Here is a 16,937-nt window from a genome sequence, read left to right as displayed (position 1 = left end):
ACCTGTTCACCTTGGGTAGCGCTTGGGGCAAGCCGCAATCACAGCGACGCGGTGGCGCGAAATGTTGCCGCGCACCATAATGATGGGTGCGGATGATTCCTAGATGCCCCGGCGGCTGATTTACTCATCGAAATTCGACACAATCTTGTCGTCCCCGGAAAGCCCTTCTTTCGTCGGGGCAGTTGTGTCACGAAAATGGCATACCATCTTGAGGGCAGGAAAAGGACCGGTTTTTCGACCATGAAGCGGGCAAAGCTCAGTCTGGCCGTGGCAGGGATGGTGGTCAGCGCCGCCGTTGCTGCGGCGCTATGGCCGCATGCCCGCGATGCGTTTGCGCTGCTGGCAGCGCAGGACGACCCGGCCGAGCTCTCCAGCCTCCAGGTCAATTCTGCCCTGCGGAACAACCCCGGCCTGATCCGTGAAAATGTCGAGGCGGCGCTCGCGGCCGGCGATGCCGATCTTGCCGGCAGCTTTGCTGAGCTGGCGCTGGACCGCAACGTCGCGCTCGGCGAGGAACTGTCGAAGCGGGTGAGCGATGCCGTGACCGAGGACAATTCGTCGGCGCAATTCGCAAGACGGTTCGCCACCGGCCTCGTCACCGGCAATGCCGACGACATTGCGAGCCTTTCCGGCACGGTCGCCGGCGATCTCTTCGTGTGGGGCGACATCAGGGACGTCGTGCGCGAGGGCAAGCATCTGGCCATGGGCGAGGAAACCGACCATCTCATTCTCGGACTTGCCACGGTGGGCCTTGCGGTGACCGCGGCGACTTATGTCTCGGTCGGCGGCGCCGTGCCGCTGCGCGCCGGCCTCACGCTGGTCAAGGACACGCGCAAGGTCGGCCGCCTCAGCGAGGGCCTGGTGCAATTTGCCGGCCGCTCGGCGCGCGAAGTCGTTGATGCACCGGTGCTGCAGAGGGCGGTCGCCTCCGGATCGGTGCTGCGTCCGGGCGAGACGATCGGCGCCATGAAGGCCGCGTTCCGCGCCGAGAAGGCCGGCGTGCTGGTGCGGCTTGCCAAGGATGTCGGCCGGGTCGGCGAGAAGGCCGGCATCAAGGCAGCGCAGGACACGCTGAAGATCGCCGAGAGCCCGAAGGAGGTCGCACGCGCCGCGCGGCTGGCGGAGAAGAAGGGCGGGCAGACCCGCGCCATCCTCAAGACGCTCGGCCGTGGTGCGCTGCTCGGTCTATCCGGGCTGTGGACGCTTGCCAGCTGGATCTTCAGCGTGGCCATGGCGGTACTTGCCTTCCTCGCGTCGATCAAGGCGACCACTGAGCGGTTGACCTATGCCTGGCTGCGCCGCAAGAAGGCGGCCCGGGCGCGCCGGCTGATGGCCGCGCAGCAAGCTCCGCTGGCGGTGGCCCCCGCCGCGGTCTAGGACTGGCTGACATTTTCATCTGTACCGATCTTTCCATCCGTCACGGAATTGCCGATGCCGAGCTTTCATCACGGTGACGTCCAGATTGCCTATCTCGACGAAGGCGAGGGCGAACCGATCCTGCTCGTGCACGGCTTTGCCTCCACCAAGAACGTCAACTGGGCCTATCCCGGCTGGGTATCGGAGCTGAAGCGGCTGGGACGGCGCGTCATCGCGCTCGACAATCGCGGCCATGGCGAGTCTTCGAAGCTCTACGACTCCGCGCAGTATGAGATATCGATCATGGCGAGCGACGTGTTTGCGCTGATGGACCATCTCGGCATCGCGCGGGCCGACGTCATGGGCTATTCGCTGGGCGCGCGCATGACCGCGCTGCTGGCGCTGCAAGCGCCGCAGCGGCTGCGCTCGATCATACTCGGCGGCATCGGCATCGGCATGATCACCGGCGGCGGCCCCGGCGAGAACGTGGCCGAGGCGCTGGAGGCGCCGTCGCTGGACGACGTCAGCGATCCCGTCGGCCGCACCTTTCGCGCATTTGCGGATCAGACCCGCTCCGATCGACTCGCGCTCGTCGCATGTCTTCGCGGCTCGCGGCGGCTGATGACGCGCGAGGAGGCGGCCGCCATTTCCGTGCCGACGCTGATCGCGGTCGGCACCATGGACGAGATCGCCGGCTCCGCTCAGGCGCTCGGCGAGATCATTCCGGGCTCGAAGGTGCTGGATATTCCGGGCCGCGACCACATGCGCGCGGTCGGCGACAAGGTCTACAAGTCCGGCGTCGCCGAATTCCTCTCACAGCGCCCGTGAGCTGCGCTCGTCGTCGCCGGACAAGCTCCTGATCGCCGCGATCAGCACCACTGTGGTCGCGACCCATGCCAGCCGGGCGCCGTAACGGTCGTGCGGGCCCGATATGACCGCGCACACGAAGGCATTGCCGAGCACGGCAAGGCTGACGGTCGCCGCCAGCAGGGTGAGATCGTCGAACCCGCGCCACCACCAGCGCCAGCCGAAGATCGCCGCCAGCAGCAGCATGGAGGCCAGCCCTATCGGCACGTGGAGGTAATTGATCTCGGTGAAGTCGAACTGCCAGCGCTGCTGGTTTGCGGCGCGCATCGGCTTGACCTGGGAGGGGATGAAGCGCTCGATGATTCCATAGGTGTGCCCGATCCAGGCATTGGTGCCTTCACCGGTCGCGAGCATCGTCAATTGTCTTGCCGTCGCTACAAGTGCCGCCTTTGCCTGCCAGGCCGGATATTCGGCGAGCGAGCGCCGCACGATATGCTCCATCTCGTCGTTCAATCCCTTGAAGCGGCCGAGCGTGTCGAACATGCTGTGGCCCCACAGGAACTGGTCGGCGGTGGCCGGCAGCTCGTTGCGGTAGGGACAGAGCTTCAGTTTCTCGCGCGGGCAGTGATCGCGCAGATATTTGGTGACGATGCCGTCCTGCAGCATGCGCCCGAAGGTGACGCCGTAGCCGCCCGGCGTCCAGGCCAGCTCTCCCGACAGCGCGAGGTTCGCCGACAGCAGCATGCCGGCACCCGCGACGAGCGAGAGCCACGCCTGCAGCAATCCGGCCCCGGGGATGCGGTCGCGCAGGAAGAGCCAGGCGATCGAGCCGAGGGCGCACAGCCCGAGCAGCACCGCCAGCGTCGCGCTGTGGGTCGAGGCCGAAAAGGCGACGAAGGCGAACAGCGCGCATTTCTCGATCCCGGAAATGCGCTTGCCATGCAGCACCAGGATGTACAGCGCCAGCACCGAAAGCCCTGCGAAGATATCGGTGAGAAGCATGCTGGCGAGCCAGGGCAGGGACGTCGTCAGCACCAGCACGAGGCCGATCCCTAGCAGCCGCAGCGGCTCGCTCATGCCGAGCACGCGCAGCGTCAGCTGCAGGATCCAGAAAGTCGCGAGCGCCTGGATGCCGAGATTGATCCAGAACGAGGAGCCCTCGCCGAAATGCAAATAGAGCCCGAACACCGTCGACCGGCTCGGCACCAGATAGCCCTCGTACCAGCGCGCCAAATACCCGCCGGTATCGTACTGGAGCAGCGGATAGCCATTCCAGATCGCAGGCGCGACCAGCAAGATTGGAATGGCGATGGCGGCGGCCCAGATCAGGCCGGATTCGGCCATGCGGGCGCGCAAAATATGCGTATGGATGTGGCGTTCCCCCGTTTTCGACCCACCTTGGCCGGAATGTAGCCGGTTCCGAAATCCGCCAATAGTCGGGTTTACCCGGCTTGATTTCCCAAAATATCCGACCACTTGGAATAGACCGCCGGCCGGACCGGCCTCTTGAGGTGGTTTACTCTAAGGGGGGCCTGCCCGGGACAGCGGAACGCCTGCCGTGCTATAAGAACCAACCGACGAGCGAGAACGATCCGAGGATACTGGAATGGCCGTGCATCACGTCAATCCGCAGGGCGGCAAGCTGGCCGCGCTCGATCCGATCTGGGAGCGCATCCGCGGCGAGGCCGAGGACATTGTCCGCCGCGAGCCCGAGCTTGCCACTTTCATCTTCTCCACCGTGCTGCATCACGACCGGCTCGAACATTCGGTGGTGCACCGGCTGGCCGAACGGCTCGACCATGCCGCGCTCTCCGGCGACCTGATCCGCCAGACCTATGACGAGGCGCTGCGCGACGAACCCGATATCGGCAACGCCTTCCGCGCCGACCTCGTCGCCGTCTATGACCGCGACCCCGCGACGTCCCGCTTCATCGACCCGCTGCTCTACTTCAAGGGGTTCCACGCGCTGCAGACCCATCGTCTGGCGCACTGGCTTTACAAGAAGGGCCGCAAGGACTTCGCCTATTACCTCCAGAGCCGCTCGTCGGCGGTATTCCAGACCGACATCAATCCCGCGGCCCGCATCGGCCGCGGCATCTTCCTCGACCACGCCACCGGATTCGTCTGCGGCGAGACCGCGGTGATCGAGGACGACGTCTCGATCCTGCACGGCGTCACGCTCGGCGGCACCGGCAAGGAGAACGAGGATCGTCATCCCAAGATTCGCCACGGCGTGCTGATCGGCGCGGGTGCCAAAATTCTCGGCAATATCGAGGTCGGCCATTGCGCGCGCATCGCGGCGGGCTCGGTCGTGGTGAAGCCGGTGCCGCACAACGTCACGGTCGCGGGCGTGCCTGCCAAGATCGTGGGCGAGGCGGGCTGCGCCGAGCCGTCACGCACCATGGATCAGATGATCAACGCCATAGGTCTCTAGATTCGGGATCGCGACCTCTGGCTTTGATTTTCCACACGTTTTGAACCGTTGTTTTTTGCCTGAAACGGCTGGCGGTTGGCGTCGCGTCGTCCTAAAACCTCGCTCGGAAAACAAGATCCGATTGGAGAACTGCCGTGGACGTTCAGGAAGTCAGGAAGCTCGACGCCTATCTCAAGCGCGTGTTCGGCAATCCCAAGATCCGCGTCGTGCCGCGGCCGAAGAAGGACGATTCCGCCGAGGTCTATATCGGCGAGGAATTCATCGGCGTGCTGTTCGTCGACGACGAGGATGACGACCGCTCGTTCCAGTTCCAGATGGCGATCCTGGAAGAGGATCTGATGGAGTAAGGCTCGGCCCTCGCTGTCCTCCCGGCGAAAGCCGGGACCGATAATCACCGATGTTGATTGGTGGAAAGGGCTGGAACTCCAGCGTCGCCGAACTCCGAAAGCTGTGGTTATGGGCCCCGGCTTTCGCCGGGGCGACAACAACTACTTCCTTCCATACATCTGCACCGTCAGGCGCTCCATCGCGTTCGCGACGTCGCGCCATTGCGCGAGCCAGCTGCGCGGAAAGCGGAAGGTGAGGTCGGCGCCGTCGATGCGGCGCTCGCTCAGGCACATGCCGGGGGTCGCCGCATCGCGGGTGCAGCGCGCGGTCAGTGCCGGGTTGGTCGCGACGAACAGATCCTCGCTGCCATAGGGCGAGCCGTCCTTGAACGCGCGCAGGGTGAGCCCGTCCTCGACCGGCGTTGACGCCTGTTCGAGATAGCGCGGATATATCGTGCGTACGCGCATGTCGGGTGCGAGCGAGTCGCGGTGCGCCGAAATCGACACGAAGATGCGGTCGATCGGCTGCGGCTGCTCTTCCACGGTGTCGGCGCTGACATGTTTCGGCGCTTCGGGCGGCTCGAGCGAGGGGAACGTGAAGGAGAGATCGACGCGCTCCTGAGGCCCGGAATGGCGCTGGATCTTGCGCCGGATCGCCGCGGTCGGCACGTTGAACAGCGTGCCGCCGACGCTGACGGGAAGACGTCCGGGTCCGCGCGCCGGATCGGTGCCCCAGGTCGGCCACAACAGATAGGCCACCAGCGCGATCGCGCCCGCGGCAAGGGCGCCTCCGACGGCGATCGGAACGAGGTGCGCGCGCGGATTGCTTCGCGAGGAGCGGGCCAGGTGCTGGGCCGTCGAAAGCAGTGTCATGCGCGGGCCATCGTCGCAAAGGTTCGAATCACCTGATGAATATGCCATGCGCGGTCGCGATTCCGCACGGTTTCGCGAGGCAGCTCGCCTGCATTAGCCATGCGGGCGACATTGCGCTGTTAACCTTTCCTTAAGGATAGTGTGGCGCGGGCCGCCGGTTTTTGCGACATCAAACGCGCGTTTCCTGAAGTCAGCAGTGAGTTGCGTCGATGCCGCCCGAAGCGTTGAATTCCTTTCTCTCGCTCGCCATCGGCTTTGCCTTTGCCGGCGCGCTGGCCAGTGGTTACCAGGCGTTTGCGCGGCGGCCGGCCGGCTTCGGCCTGCTCAACGAGGGCGTCGTGCCGAAGGCTTTTGCAGCCGTGCCGTTTCTGGTGTTCGCCGCGCCCTTCATCATCATGCGCAATACGCTGATCGGAGCCAGGGTCGAGCGTCGCCGTTTCGAGTTCGTGATGATGGCAACCGTCATCGCCGGCTTCTGGAGCCTGATGTCCGGCACGTTTTTCCTGATGACCCTGCGCGCCGCCGGCCTGCTGGCCTGATCGGTCTCTTGGTAGACGCGTTTTCTTCACGCGAACCGGTCCCCATCCCGCATCAAGTGCGGGACAGGCTTCGCTTGAAAACGCTTTGATTGGCATGCTTATGTCTCCCGCCAACGGGAGACATTCATGGCGATCTACGAACTTGACGGGCAGGGGCCCGACCTTCCCTCGGACGGAAGCTATTACATTGCCGACACCGCGGTCGTGATCGGCAAGGTGCGGCTCTTGAAGTCCGCCTCGGTCTGGTTTGGCGCGGTGCTGCGCGGCGACAATGAGTGGATCGAGGTCGGCGAAGGCTCCAACATCCAGGACAATTCGACCTGCCACACCGACCCCGGCTTCCCGCTTGTGATCGGCAGCAACGTCACCGTCGGCCACAATGTGATCCTGCACGGCTGCACGCTGGAGGACGACTCGCTGGTCGGCATGGGATCGATCGTGATGAACGGGGCGAAGATCGGCCGCGGCGCCGTGGTCGGCGCCGGCTCCGTGATTACCGAGGGCAAGCAGTTCCCGGAATATTCGCTGATCATCGGTTCGCCCGCGCGCGTCATCCGCACGCTGACTCCGGAGCAGTCCACCGCGATGGGTCGCGCCGCGAAATCGTACCAGATCAGGGGCCCGCAATTCAAAAAGGGGCTGAAGAAGATCGGCTAAGCGGTCTCCACTATTTCCTTTTTCCGGCCTTGCCGGCAGCTCCGGCCTGCTTCGCGGGCGGCCCGGCGCCGGCCGCGCTCTTCTTCAAGGCATCCCTGAGATCAATGGGAATGCCGTGTTTCTTCAACAGGTCTGCGAAGGCCTCGTCCGCCAATTCCTGCAACGTCCCCATGCGGTCGCGTGCCAGCTGCTTCAGCTTGGCAAAGGTGTCGTCGTCGAATTCGATCAGTTTGCGCACAGGCTGGTCCTAACCTCTGTATCGCAACGGAAATCCATTGTTGCGAGCATCTGCCGGCGCGGCAGCTGCGACAAGTGGGCGATGGTCGCGCAGATGTGAGCGAAGCGGAACGCTGCCGCGGGCCGGGGCGACTACGACGGCAACTACATCCACAACGCCGGCGGCTATTGCGGTGACGGCGGGCGGCTGCACCATCGTCCAGCGGCGCATCCCGACGCCCTATGGCTGGGTGCTGCGGCCGGTTCAGGTCTGCAACTGATGCGTGAGACATCTTGGCGGGCTGATTTGCCACGCTCACCTACGACTTTAGTAGGAGTAGGCTGCCATGGTGTACTCGCGCGTTCGCGTGCCCCGGTCGGTACGCGGCTTGCATCGCTCAGCTAGCAATGTGAGGGGGGAATGCTGACCACGCTCTCAGCCCCAGCCCTGACCCTGCTGTTCCTTGGCGTCGTCACCGGCCTTGGCGCGGCACTCGTTTGGGCATTTTGGGAAATGGAACAGGCTTCGAAACCGCGTCGTCAGGGCAATCGCGCCGGCTGACCCGTCGCGCCAAATTTGCTCGATCCGATCTGTTTCGAAGCGGATTCGCCTGTGTCGGTCGGGACCCTGGCCCCGGCCGAAATCGCACGGCATTGAGAACGATCCCACCGTACCAAGGGCGATCGGCGCGTTGCCTTGACGGTCGGGCTCCGGCGGCCGGTCGACCCGGCTTCTGCTTCGCTTGAGACGGGCGATCCTGTATCGCTTCGATCTGCGCGCAGGGAGGAGCCGGATGCGGAGAACAGCAAACCTGATCGGAGTGGCGGTTGCGCTCGCCGGCATGTGCGCGCTCGCGGAAGCGCAGACGACCGATTGGCCCACCCGGCCGGTGACGCTGATCGTCCCCTTCACGGCCGGCGGCGGCATCGACGCCAACGCCCGGCTGCAGGCCCTCGTTCTCGGCGAAATTCTCGGGCAATCCGTCGTGGTGGAGAATGTCGGCGCGGCGTCCGGCACGGTTGGCAGCGCGCGGGTCGCCAAGGCCGCCCCCGATGGCTACACGCTGCTGATCGGCAATTCCGGAACGCACGCCTACAGCCAGTCCCTGTTCAAGAAGATTCCCTACAACGCCGTCGACGATTTTGCTCCGGTCGGCTTGGTTTCCGAATCCCCGCGCATCCTGATCGTGCGGAAGGACTTTCCCGCCGACAATCTCGGGCAGTTCATTGCCTATGTGAAGGCGAACCAGGCCCAGTTGAGGTTCGGGTCTGCCGGCATCGGCTCCGGCACTCATCTGCCCTGCGCGCGGCTCAATCTCGCGCTCGGCGTCGACGTTACGCACGTGCCTTATCGCGGTGCCGGCGGCGCGATGCAGGACCTGATCGGCGGCCGTATCGACTACATGTGCGACACGATTCAAACCGGCGCGGCGCAAGTGAAGGGTGGAAGCGTCAAGGCCATTGCTGTGATGGCAGCCAAGCGTGCGCCGAACATTCCGGATATTCCGACCACCGCCGAGCAGGGCCTTGCGGGAGTGGAAGCCACCGTCTGGAACGGCTTCTTCTTTCCCAGGGGGACGCCGCAGCCCATCGTTCAGAAGATGAACAGGGCGCTGCAGGAAATGCTCGAGCGGCCCGACATCCGGACGAAAATGCAAGCGCTTGGGCTGGAGGTCGTTCCGCCGGAGCAGCGCACGCCGGAATATCTCGCCGGCATGCTGCCCCGGGAAATTGCGCGCTGGGCAAAGGTCATCAAGGACGCCGGGATCAGCATGGACTGAGCGCAGGCCGCGCCGGTGCCGGCCCGGTTACGAGCCGGGCTTGAAGTAGAAGTCGCCGGTCAGCGAGGAATGGTCCCACGGCACCTGTTGCTCGTTGGTTGCCCGGATCACGTCGGCGCGCACGCGCGTCAGCATGGAGCGGATTTCCAGCCCCGGCGTGCGGATATATTTCAACATCGCCTGCGTGAACGGGCTGTTCCGTCCCGAGCCATCGAGCGCGATGGTGTCGGGACTGGTGGCGAAGGTGATCAGCGTGCCGATGCCGGCATTGACCTGCGCAAGGCCCTGGCCGACGGCGGTAGAGCGCGAGCCGCCGCCCATCGAGCGGGCGAGATTGCGCGACATCGGGTTGTCGCGGCAGGCGTCGAGGAAGACGAGGTTGATCCGCTTCTCGGCTTCCATGTCGGCGATGACCGCGCTCACCTCGATTGCCTCGGTCCCGAGCGCCGACGGGCGTTCGACCTTGGCATCGACGGGCACGAGATAGTTCTTGCCGGAGACCTGCATACCGTGGCCGGCATAATAGAACAGCGAGACGCCCGCGCCGGGCAATGCCGCGCCGAACTCGGCGATCTTGTTGCGCATGGTCGTGCTGGTGAGGTTGTAGCCCTCGATCACCTTGAAGCCGAGTTCGCGCAATGCGCCCGACATTTCCCGGGCATCGTTGACGGGATTGGCGAGCGAGGGGACGCCGGAATAGGCGGCGTTGCCGATGACGAGCGCCACGCGAGGGCCGCGCTCGACATTGTCGGCCGCACGTCCCGGGGTCGCGACGGGGGACTCGCTGCGCGGCGCCGGTGTGATCGCCGGCAGCGGCCCGCCGCCGGTCGCACCGGTTGCGCTTTCGAGCGCGGCCAGCCGCTCGCGCGCCCTGGCAATGGCTTCCGTTGCGGTGGCGAAATTGCCGGGCGTGCGGGTCAGCACGGTCGAGAAGTCGAAACTGGCCTGCTCGATGTCGCCCCTGGCCTCGAAGGCAAGGCCCCGGCTGACATAGGCCGGCGTTACCGCGGGATCGATGCGGATGGCTTCGGACAGGTCCATGATGGCGCGCTCGATGTCGCCGCGCTGGCGCCAGGCGTCGCCCCGGTTGGCGTAGGCGGTGGCGAATTTCGGCTTCAGCCTGATCGCCTCGTCGAGGTCGCGGATGGCGCGGTCATAGTCGCCGCGCTGCTTGTAAAGGAAGCCGCGGGAATTGAAGTATTCGCCGTTGTCGGATTTCAGCCTGATCGCCTCGTCGAGATCGGCGATGGCGCGGTTTGGGTCGCCCTTGTCGGCATAGAGCTGGCTGCGGCCGTAGATCGAGCCGGCATCGCGCGGATTGAGCCGGATCGCCTCGTCGAAATCGCGCAAACCGCGGTCGAGGTCACCCTTCATGCGGTAGGTGTTGCCGCGGTTGGCATAGAGCACGCCGTCGCGCGGCTGCAGGCGGATCGCATCGTCATAGCCCGAGATCGCCTTGTCGTACTCCTTCATGCGGAAATAGACATTGGCGCGGTCGTTGTGCGCCATCGCGTATTTTGGATGGATGCTGATCGCCTCCTCGTAGGAGCGGATCGCAGCCTCGTTGTCGCCCTTGTTGTAGAGCGCCATCCCGCGGTTGTGATAGAGCACGGGGTTGTTGGGCTTGGCCGATATCGCCTCGTCGAAGTCGCGGATGGCGCGGTCGAACTCGCCCTTGCTGAAATAGGCGATGCCGCGGTTGTTGAAGGCGCCGGCGCGCATGGCGGAGTTCCGGCCGCCGGCCTGGTCGATGATGCGGGTGCAGGCCGAGATGCGCGCATCGACGTCGCGGCCGTTGCAGTCGCGCCAGTCCGAGTTGCTGCGCGCCTGCGCGGGCAGGGTGCCGGCCAGCAGCGCCAGCGCGACCGCGGAAGACAGGAAGAGCGAAGTCAATTTGCACATCGAAGCCGCCCCAGCTGGATGCCAAATGCTTATCGAAGCTAGCTACCCGCCAGCTACGGTTCAATCGGTAACAAGGTTTGCCGGAGGCTCTGTGCGCTGCGTCACACTCGGGCGGCCATGAGGCATTCCCGCACAAAAAACAAGGCCGCCGGCGCAGTATGACGCCAACGGCCTTGCCAGCCCCGGATATTGAAATCGGCTAGAGCCACCAACTGGCGTACGCCATCCGGTGAACTATAGCTTGCCCCGGATTCGCACGGGCGAATGTGAAGCAGTTCACACAGTCCTGGGATTCTTTGGCGGGCATGAAAAAAGCCGGCCAGCCGGCCGGCTCGTAACGATTGATCGTTGGACGGTCGCGGTCAGCCTTTCGAGCTGCGCTTGCGCTGGGCGCTGCGGTAGACCTTCTTGCGGCTGGACTTGCGGACGGAGGGCGCGGGGTCATCGGCCCGCGCGCTGGCAAAGGACTGCCGCAGGCCGTCGATGGACTCGGTCAGGGTGGTGACCTGCTCCGACAGCCTCTTGGTGTCGGCCTGTTGCGCGGCGAGCAGGCGGCGCACCGTCTGCAACTGGTCCTGCACCACCTGGAGCTGGTCGATCGATTCCTGCTGCGTGGCTTCGATACCCTTGGTCTTTTCCACCAATTGCTCGGAGGCTTGCGTGGCGCGCGCCTGCAGCTGGCGCGTGACCACGACGCGGTCGAGCTCTGGCGAGGTGCCGGTATAGGCCCGCCATGCGGCGATCGCGCCGATGCCGACCACGATCGCCATCAGCGCGGCGGCACCGATGATGAAGGGCTGTCCGCCGAAGCGGGAAATGGGGGAGACTGGACTGCCGCTGGGATAATACCGGGGGGCGAGTTCGCGCATGGGACTGCGGGCCGGACCTGATTTGCTGGGTTGCGTGTGCTTAACATAACCTTAAGCGCACTCAAACCCGTGATTTACGGGAATCCGCCGCCAATTGATGTCGAAAAGCGCTGGAGAATCAGGATTGTGGGGCTGCAAAGGGTTAACACCGGGATCGCGGCCCCGGTTTGCGATTCAGGAAATCCGCGCGCGGATGAAGTCGCCGGCCGCGGCGATCGCGCGGCGGCCGTCCGCGAGGGCTGCGTTCCACACCGGCCATGCATGGATCATGTGCGGCCAGATTTCCAGCCGCACGTCGACGTCGGCCGTCCCGGCGGCCTCTGCAAGCCGGGTGGCGTCCGACAGCAGCGTTTCGGCCGAGCCAACCTGGATCAGGACAGGCGGAAAGCCGCGCAAATCGCCAAACAGCGGCGAGATCAGGGGATCGCGGCGGTCGAGCGGTGCCGGCGCATAGGCATCCGCGAGCTCTTCGAGATAGGCGGTGTGGATCAGCGGGTCGACCGCGTCCTTGCTCGCAAGCGTCGCGCCGGACATGGTCAGATCCGTCCAGGGCGAGACCAGCCACGCGCAGCCGGGCAGCGGCTCGTTCGCCGCGCGCAGGCGATTGATCAACGACAGCGAGAGATTGCCGCCGGCGCTGTCGCCGCCGACCGCGAGGCGTCCGGCTGCGATGCCTTGCCGGCGCAGGAAGCGCCAGGCGATGAGTGCATCGTCATGCTGGGCGGGGAAGGGATGTTCGGGCGCGCGGCGGTAGTCGATCGCCAGCGTCCGCATCCGCATTGCGCGGCCGGCCTCCGTCACCATGCGGCGATGACTCTTGATCGATCCCGAGCAATAGCCGCCGCCATGGAAGAACAGCAGCACCTTCGCCGCGTCGCTGCCCGGCGCGATCGACCATTCCCCGCGCACGCCGTCGCAATCGACGCTCTCGCATGAGATGTCATCGGCAACCGGCCAGACCGACCCGACCTCGTCGAGCCGCGCGCGCCGCTCGGCCCAGCCCACCGGCCGCGGCTTCGACGTCAGCAATTTGCGGATGGCGTCGATCTCGCTTGCCATGTCGGTTCCCACTCACAGCAGTCCGCGATAAATCCCGGGCTCGGAGCCCTCGATCGGCACCGCGCCGACGGCCTTTGTGTAGAACTCGGCAGGTCCGACGCCGCCGATGATGGCGTAGCCGTATCCCTGCTGCTTCATGGCTTCGAGGCAGTCGAACAGCAGCGCCTTGCCGATGCCGTGCTTTCGCTCGTTCGCATCCACGCCCGTGGGCCCGAAGAAATTGGGGCAGGTGGCGTCATGGCAGGCGAAGCCGAGCATGGTCTTCTGCCTGACGGCGATGAAGCAGGAGACGGGTTGACGGGCAAACGCCACCTCGGCCTCGCTGGCCCACGCTTCGCTGAAATGCTCGCGGACCCAGGCGATCACCTTGTGCTTTTCCGGAGCTAGCGCGCGCCGGGTCGTGATCCCGGCCGCAGCTGCGCGCTCACGGATGTCGCGGGAGTCGGGCAGCGCGTAGAGCTTGACCAGCATGTCCATTGATGGCGGTGTCCTTTCCAGGGAGTCGGCTTGGACATTATATCCGTCCCAGTCGATGCGGGTATGGCCATGGCCGTTTTCCGCTGGAAGGTGAATCATGGCAGGGGCGCCAGTCGACGGGGAGCCAGGTCTTGACGGGAGTGCTCTTGGGAATCAGACGGTGAGGAAGCTCTTGTCCAGGACTGCGTACGGGCTCGGGGTCACGCTGTTCGTCGCGCTTGGATTGGAATTATTGTTCCGGGCCGTTGCCTCCGATCCATTCTATTACTGGGAGTATCGTTTCCAGTACCTCTCGCCGAATTCGGTCGAGAATCGTGGGGAAGGAGTCTGGACATACCGGCCCAACGCCGCCATTCGCGAGGTCTCCGTCTATGGCTTGCCGTCGCTGGTCTCCACGGAGCCGACGCTGACGATCGAATTCGACTGCCCGATGCGATCGAACAATCTCGGACTGCTGCAGGACGACGATATCCCGCCGGGAACGCCGGTGACGCTCGTGCTTGGCGACAGCTTTACGTCAGGTCAGGGCGGCTGCCCCTGGTTTCACAAGCTGCAGGCGCGGCGGCCGCAGGACCGGTTGCTCAATGCGGGATTGCTGGGCACCGGCGTCGACCAATGGTGGCGCCTGCTCGAACATCTGAGAAAGCAGGGCGTGGTGGTCGAGCGCGTGCTGATGATTTCGATCAGCAATGATTTCAAGCGGCGAGTCTGGAATTGGACCGCCGCCGATCTCGATTGCATCAACCGCGGCGTCTGCGCGGTGGAGTGGCGCTATTCCTGGCAGGGGGTCCGCGCGGACGAGACGGCGGACGAACTGATGGCGCGCACGCGCGAGCGCTATGCACGGCGGTTTGCCAAGTACAACGCCGTGAGCATGTGGTTCTTCTCTCTCCTCAATCACTCACGGCTTCTGAAGTTCATTCACATCGCCGTCGAAAATACCGCCAACGCATTGAGGTCGGGATCGGGAGTCCTGCCCCAGGCCGAGACGGCGCTGCAATCATTCAAGGCGCTCGGCGTTCCCGTCAAGGTGCTGATGGTCAACCAGCGGAACGAGACCGGCATGTTGGGGAACGAAGCGGATGCAACGGCCGCAATTGCAAAACTCGATGCACGCGGCATTCCGCACGATTGGTGTCGCCTGGGCCATGACGACTTTCTGCGTATCGACGGCCATCCCACCGCGGCAGGTTACGACAAGCTCGTGGCGTGCGCGGACAAGGCGCTGGGCACGAACTGACCGGTACGTCCGGTCCTACGCGACGTCGCGGAGGGGGTGACCGGTGGGAGCCTCCTTGCGTGGCGAAGCAGCAGATGCCGACAGGAGCTCGCACCAGCGCCGCGGATTGATCATGAGGCCGAGCAGTCCGGCCCAGATCAAGACCATCCATCCCGGATACAGCCAGGCGCCGGCCCTCGTTCCGTTGCCCCAGCTGAACTGGACCAGGAATGCCAGCGCGAACCAGATCGAGCCGCGCCAGTCGGCAACGTTGCGCTGCAGATAGAGCATGGCCAAGGCGGCGATGCCGGGCGCGACGATGATAAACGAGACATTCTCCTGCCGCGGATTGAAAAGCCCGATGTAGCAGGTGGACAGGATCAGCAAGGCAAATGCCGTGGCGCGTGCCACGCCCATCGCGGCGATCCGCCAGGCAAGGACCAGCACGCCGATGGCTGCGCCAACCCGTATCGCCAGGCGGGCGGTCGAGCCGAGATCCAGCCCGAGGGTCTTGAGCAGCGTCGATATCTCCGTCTGCGCGTACCATTGGCCCGGTACCGCATTGGTGATCGTCGAGAGTTGCCCAACGTATTCGCGATACTGGGCCAGCAGGTAATTCCAGTCCTGAAATCCGAAGGGAGCGGCCAGCAGCACCGCGAATCCGACGGCAAACGGGATCCTGGTTTGCGGCACCGTCACGAAGGCGAGCATCGCCATGACGATGGCAAGCGGCTTGACGGCGCTTGCGAATACCAGCCACGCCGCCAGCGCCCGCCAGCGTCCCTCCATTCCAGCGACGGCGGCGCAGATCATCGCCGCGGTCATCGGGGTCTGCATCTGCAGCAGCACGACCGAATTGGTCGCGGCCACCACGCTTGCCAGCAGGATCGAGCCTGCAGCGCTGGCCGGATGCTTCGGCGCAACGGCTTCGGCGAGCCGGTAGACGCTGAATGCCAGAAAGCCGATCGACAGCAGGTCGAAAATCGTACCGGCCACGGGGATGCTGACCCAGCTCAGCGGAGTGCCGATGACCAGCATGATCGGCAGATAGTGGAAGCCGTGAAGACCGTTCAGGACATAGAGCGGCTTGCTCGACCAGAAGTTCTCGATGAACACCAGATATTCGCAGATGGCGACGCCGGTCTTTCCGCTGGCAACCCAGATGATCGTGTAGATGAGGCCGCCGGTCACCGCAGCCAGCCAGATGCCCCAGCTTGCAAAGGTCAGCCGTGCGCGAGACGGCTCATTGAGGTCCCAGACTTCCTGCCCTTCCGAATTGACGGATTTCTCCGTGTATTGCTTGAAATAATGCAGCAAATGGCCGTTCCTCTTCGAAGGCCCTTGCAGCCGGTCGGAACGCTCGAATGAGCAGGGATCGTCGATCGCTGGTCAGGGAATGATCAGGGCAACTGCAGAGGCCGATGCACCCTAGCCACCGAGTTTCCGGCCGGCAAGCCTGACGCCCTGCCAGTTGCTAACGCCGGCGCAAATACACGAACCAATAGACCGCACCGACCAGGAGGCTTCCGCCGATCAGATTGCCGATCGTAGCTACAACAACATTGTGAGCCACGTTGACTGTGGTGAGCGCCGCATAGTCCGTCGCGCTGCCGCCGATTGCCGTCCAGAATTCCGGCCCGGCCCAGAATTTGATCGCGAGCGCGTAGGGCAGGAGATAGAGGTTGGCGACACAGTGTTCCAGGCCTGCGGCGACAAAGGCCGCAATCGGCGGGACGATCACCATGACCTTGTCGGCGGCGCTTCGCGCGCCAAAGGACATCCAGACGGCGAGGCAGACCAGCACGTTGCAGAGCACGGCCAGAAAGAACAATTGACCCGTCGGCAGCCCTGCCTTGATCGAGGCGATTGCGAGCGCGGTTTTCCCGACGGCGCCGCCGGCAAATCCATGTTGCCCGGCCAGGAATACCAGGGCGGCGGTGCCGACCGCGCCGGCGATATTGCCGATATAGACCAGTAGCCAGGCGCGCAGCAGCGATCGCAGGGTGATACGCCGGCTCGCGAAGGCCACGATCATCAATGCGTCGCCGGTGAACAGCTCGGCGCCGCCGACGATCACCAGGACAAGGCCAAGCGAAAAGACGAGGCCGGCAAGAAGCCGTACCATGCCCCATGGCAGGTCGCCGGCTCCGGTTATCACGATCGTCATGAACATCGCGCCGAACGCGATGAAAGCGCCGGCGAGAACGCCGAGGATGAGGAGCGCCACGTCATCCCGCTTGGCTTTCGCAGCGCCGGCGGCCTCGCACGCAAGCGCCATTTCGGGCGGCAGCAGGGCGTCGACACGACCGGTGTCGGATAGCTTCTTGATCTCGTCGGTCATCACGTCAACAATGGCTGGAGCTGAACCCCGAGATCAACGGAAAAATGGCGAGCTGCGAATTGTGACGACGGGCGACGCCGC

The 16,937-nt window shown here is 64.6% G+C and carries 18 protein-coding genes; 9 read left to right on the top strand and 9 right to left on the bottom strand.

The genetic code is table 11. The features are described from left to right. Positions 1 to 240 precede the first annotated feature (240 nt). Entirely contained in the window at positions 241 to 1,377 is a 1,137-nt protein-coding gene (locus tag HZB49_RS28820; protein WP_291617538.1) for a hypothetical protein, read from the top strand. Positions 1,378 to 1,431: 54 nt separating this feature from the next. After that, positions 1,432 to 2,184: an alpha/beta fold hydrolase gene (locus HZB49_RS28815; RefSeq protein WP_291617537.1), complete on the top strand. Its 753-nt coding sequence runs from the start codon at positions 1,432 to 1,434 to the stop codon at positions 2,182 to 2,184. Here HZB49_RS28815 and HZB49_RS28810 read toward each other — a convergent pair. Further along, on the bottom strand, positions 2,170 to 3,507 hold the full coding sequence (locus HZB49_RS28810; RefSeq protein WP_291617536.1) for a hypothetical protein: 1,338 nt from the start codon (positions 3,505 to 3,507) through the stop codon (positions 2,170 to 2,172). The genes HZB49_RS28815 and HZB49_RS28810 overlap by 15 nt on opposite strands. A 262-nt stretch (positions 3,508 to 3,769) precedes the next feature. On the opposite strand from HZB49_RS28810, the gene cysE reads away from it, so the two are divergent. Together cysE and HZB49_RS28800 are read left to right on the top strand one after the other, a co-directional pair. Continuing rightward, a complete protein-coding gene (gene cysE / locus HZB49_RS28805) occupies positions 3,770 to 4,597 on the top strand; it encodes a serine O-acetyltransferase (protein WP_291617535.1) in 828 nt (275 codons plus the stop codon). Between the two features lie 134 nt (positions 4,598 to 4,731). Then, positions 4,732 to 4,944 carry a DUF3126 family protein gene (locus HZB49_RS28800; RefSeq protein WP_291617534.1) on the top strand — a complete coding sequence of 71 codons (213 nt, stop codon included), beginning with the start codon at positions 4,732 to 4,734 and terminating at the stop codon, positions 4,942 to 4,944. A gap of 141 nt (positions 4,945 to 5,085) precedes the next feature. On the opposite strand, the gene HZB49_RS28795 is transcribed toward HZB49_RS28800, so the two are convergent. Next, the gene (locus HZB49_RS28795; protein ID WP_291617533.1) at positions 5,086 to 5,796 is read right to left on the bottom strand and encodes a hypothetical protein; all 711 of its coding nucleotides are present in this window, start codon (positions 5,794 to 5,796) and stop codon (positions 5,086 to 5,088) included. Positions 5,797 to 6,005: 209 nt separating this feature from the next. Between HZB49_RS28795 and HZB49_RS28790 the strand changes: the two genes are divergently transcribed. Both HZB49_RS28790 and HZB49_RS28785 read left to right on the top strand, forming a co-directional pair. After that, complete coding sequence (locus HZB49_RS28790) at positions 6,006 to 6,335, top strand: hypothetical protein (protein ID WP_291617532.1); 330 nt, start codon at positions 6,006 to 6,008, stop codon at positions 6,333 to 6,335. A 126-nt stretch (positions 6,336 to 6,461) separates the two neighbouring features. Continuing rightward, the gene (locus HZB49_RS28785) at positions 6,462 to 6,992 is read left to right on the top strand and encodes a gamma carbonic anhydrase family protein (protein ID WP_291617531.1); all 531 of its coding nucleotides are present in this window, start codon (positions 6,462 to 6,464) and stop codon (positions 6,990 to 6,992) included. Positions 6,993 to 7,002: 10 nt separating this feature from the next. Here the strand turns inward: HZB49_RS28785 and HZB49_RS28780 are convergent, their stop codons facing one another. Continuing rightward, complete coding sequence (locus tag HZB49_RS28780; RefSeq protein WP_291617530.1) at positions 7,003 to 7,230, bottom strand: hypothetical protein; 228 nt, start codon at positions 7,228 to 7,230, stop codon at positions 7,003 to 7,005. 399 nt (positions 7,231 to 7,629) lie between these two features. On the opposite strand from HZB49_RS28780, the gene HZB49_RS28775 reads away from it, so the two are divergent. Next, entirely contained in the window at positions 7,630 to 7,770 is a 141-nt protein-coding gene (locus HZB49_RS28775) for a hypothetical protein (protein WP_291617529.1), read from the top strand. 232 nt (positions 7,771 to 8,002) lie between these two features. Beyond that, complete coding sequence (locus HZB49_RS28770; protein ID WP_291617528.1) at positions 8,003 to 8,989, top strand: tripartite tricarboxylate transporter substrate binding protein; 987 nt, start codon at positions 8,003 to 8,005, stop codon at positions 8,987 to 8,989. Positions 8,990 to 9,016: 27 nt separating this feature from the next. Here the strand turns inward: HZB49_RS28770 and HZB49_RS28765 are convergent, their stop codons facing one another. The 4 genes from HZB49_RS28765 to HZB49_RS28750 all read right to left on the bottom strand — a co-directional run bounded on the left by HZB49_RS28765 (position 9,017) and on the right by HZB49_RS28750 (position 13,296). After that, the gene (locus HZB49_RS28765) at positions 9,017 to 10,891 is read right to left on the bottom strand and encodes a tetratricopeptide repeat protein (protein WP_291617527.1); all 1,875 of its coding nucleotides are present in this window, start codon (positions 10,889 to 10,891) and stop codon (positions 9,017 to 9,019) included. Between the two features lie 362 nt (positions 10,892 to 11,253). Continuing rightward, positions 11,254 to 11,760 (bottom strand): hypothetical protein, encoded by a 507-nt coding sequence (locus tag HZB49_RS28760; RefSeq protein ID WP_291617526.1) that lies wholly within the window; start codon positions 11,758 to 11,760, stop codon positions 11,254 to 11,256. Positions 11,761 to 11,934: 174 nt separating this feature from the next. After that, a complete protein-coding gene (locus HZB49_RS28755) occupies positions 11,935 to 12,819 on the bottom strand; it encodes an alpha/beta hydrolase (protein WP_291617525.1) in 885 nt (294 codons plus the stop codon). Positions 12,820 to 12,831: 12 nt separating this feature from the next. Beyond that, complete coding sequence (locus tag HZB49_RS28750; protein WP_291617524.1) at positions 12,832 to 13,296, bottom strand: GNAT family N-acetyltransferase; 465 nt, start codon at positions 13,294 to 13,296, stop codon at positions 12,832 to 12,834. 172 nt (positions 13,297 to 13,468) lie between these two features. On the opposite strand from HZB49_RS28750, the gene HZB49_RS28745 reads away from it, so the two are divergent. Beyond that, positions 13,469 to 14,536, top strand: coding sequence for a hypothetical protein (locus tag HZB49_RS28745; RefSeq protein ID WP_291617523.1), 1,068 nt, complete (start codon positions 13,469 to 13,471; stop codon positions 14,534 to 14,536). A gap of 15 nt (positions 14,537 to 14,551) precedes the next feature. On the opposite strand, the gene HZB49_RS28740 is transcribed toward HZB49_RS28745, so the two are convergent. Further along, positions 14,552 to 15,832 carry a glycosyltransferase family 87 protein gene (locus tag HZB49_RS28740; protein WP_291617522.1) on the bottom strand — a complete coding sequence of 427 codons (1,281 nt, stop codon included), beginning with the start codon at positions 15,830 to 15,832 and terminating at the stop codon, positions 14,552 to 14,554. A gap of 157 nt (positions 15,833 to 15,989) precedes the next feature. Beyond that, positions 15,990 to 16,856, bottom strand: coding sequence for a formate/nitrite transporter family protein (locus tag HZB49_RS28735; protein ID WP_291617521.1), 867 nt, complete (start codon positions 16,854 to 16,856; stop codon positions 15,990 to 15,992). Positions 16,857 to 16,937: the final 81 nt, after the last annotated feature.

The organism is Bradyrhizobium sp. (genome assembly GCF_016219575.1).
GTDB lineage: Bacteria > Pseudomonadota > Alphaproteobacteria > Rhizobiales > Xanthobacteraceae > Bradyrhizobium.
Note: the sequence above shows the minus strand (reverse complement) of the source record. Positions and strands in the feature narration are given on the sequence as shown.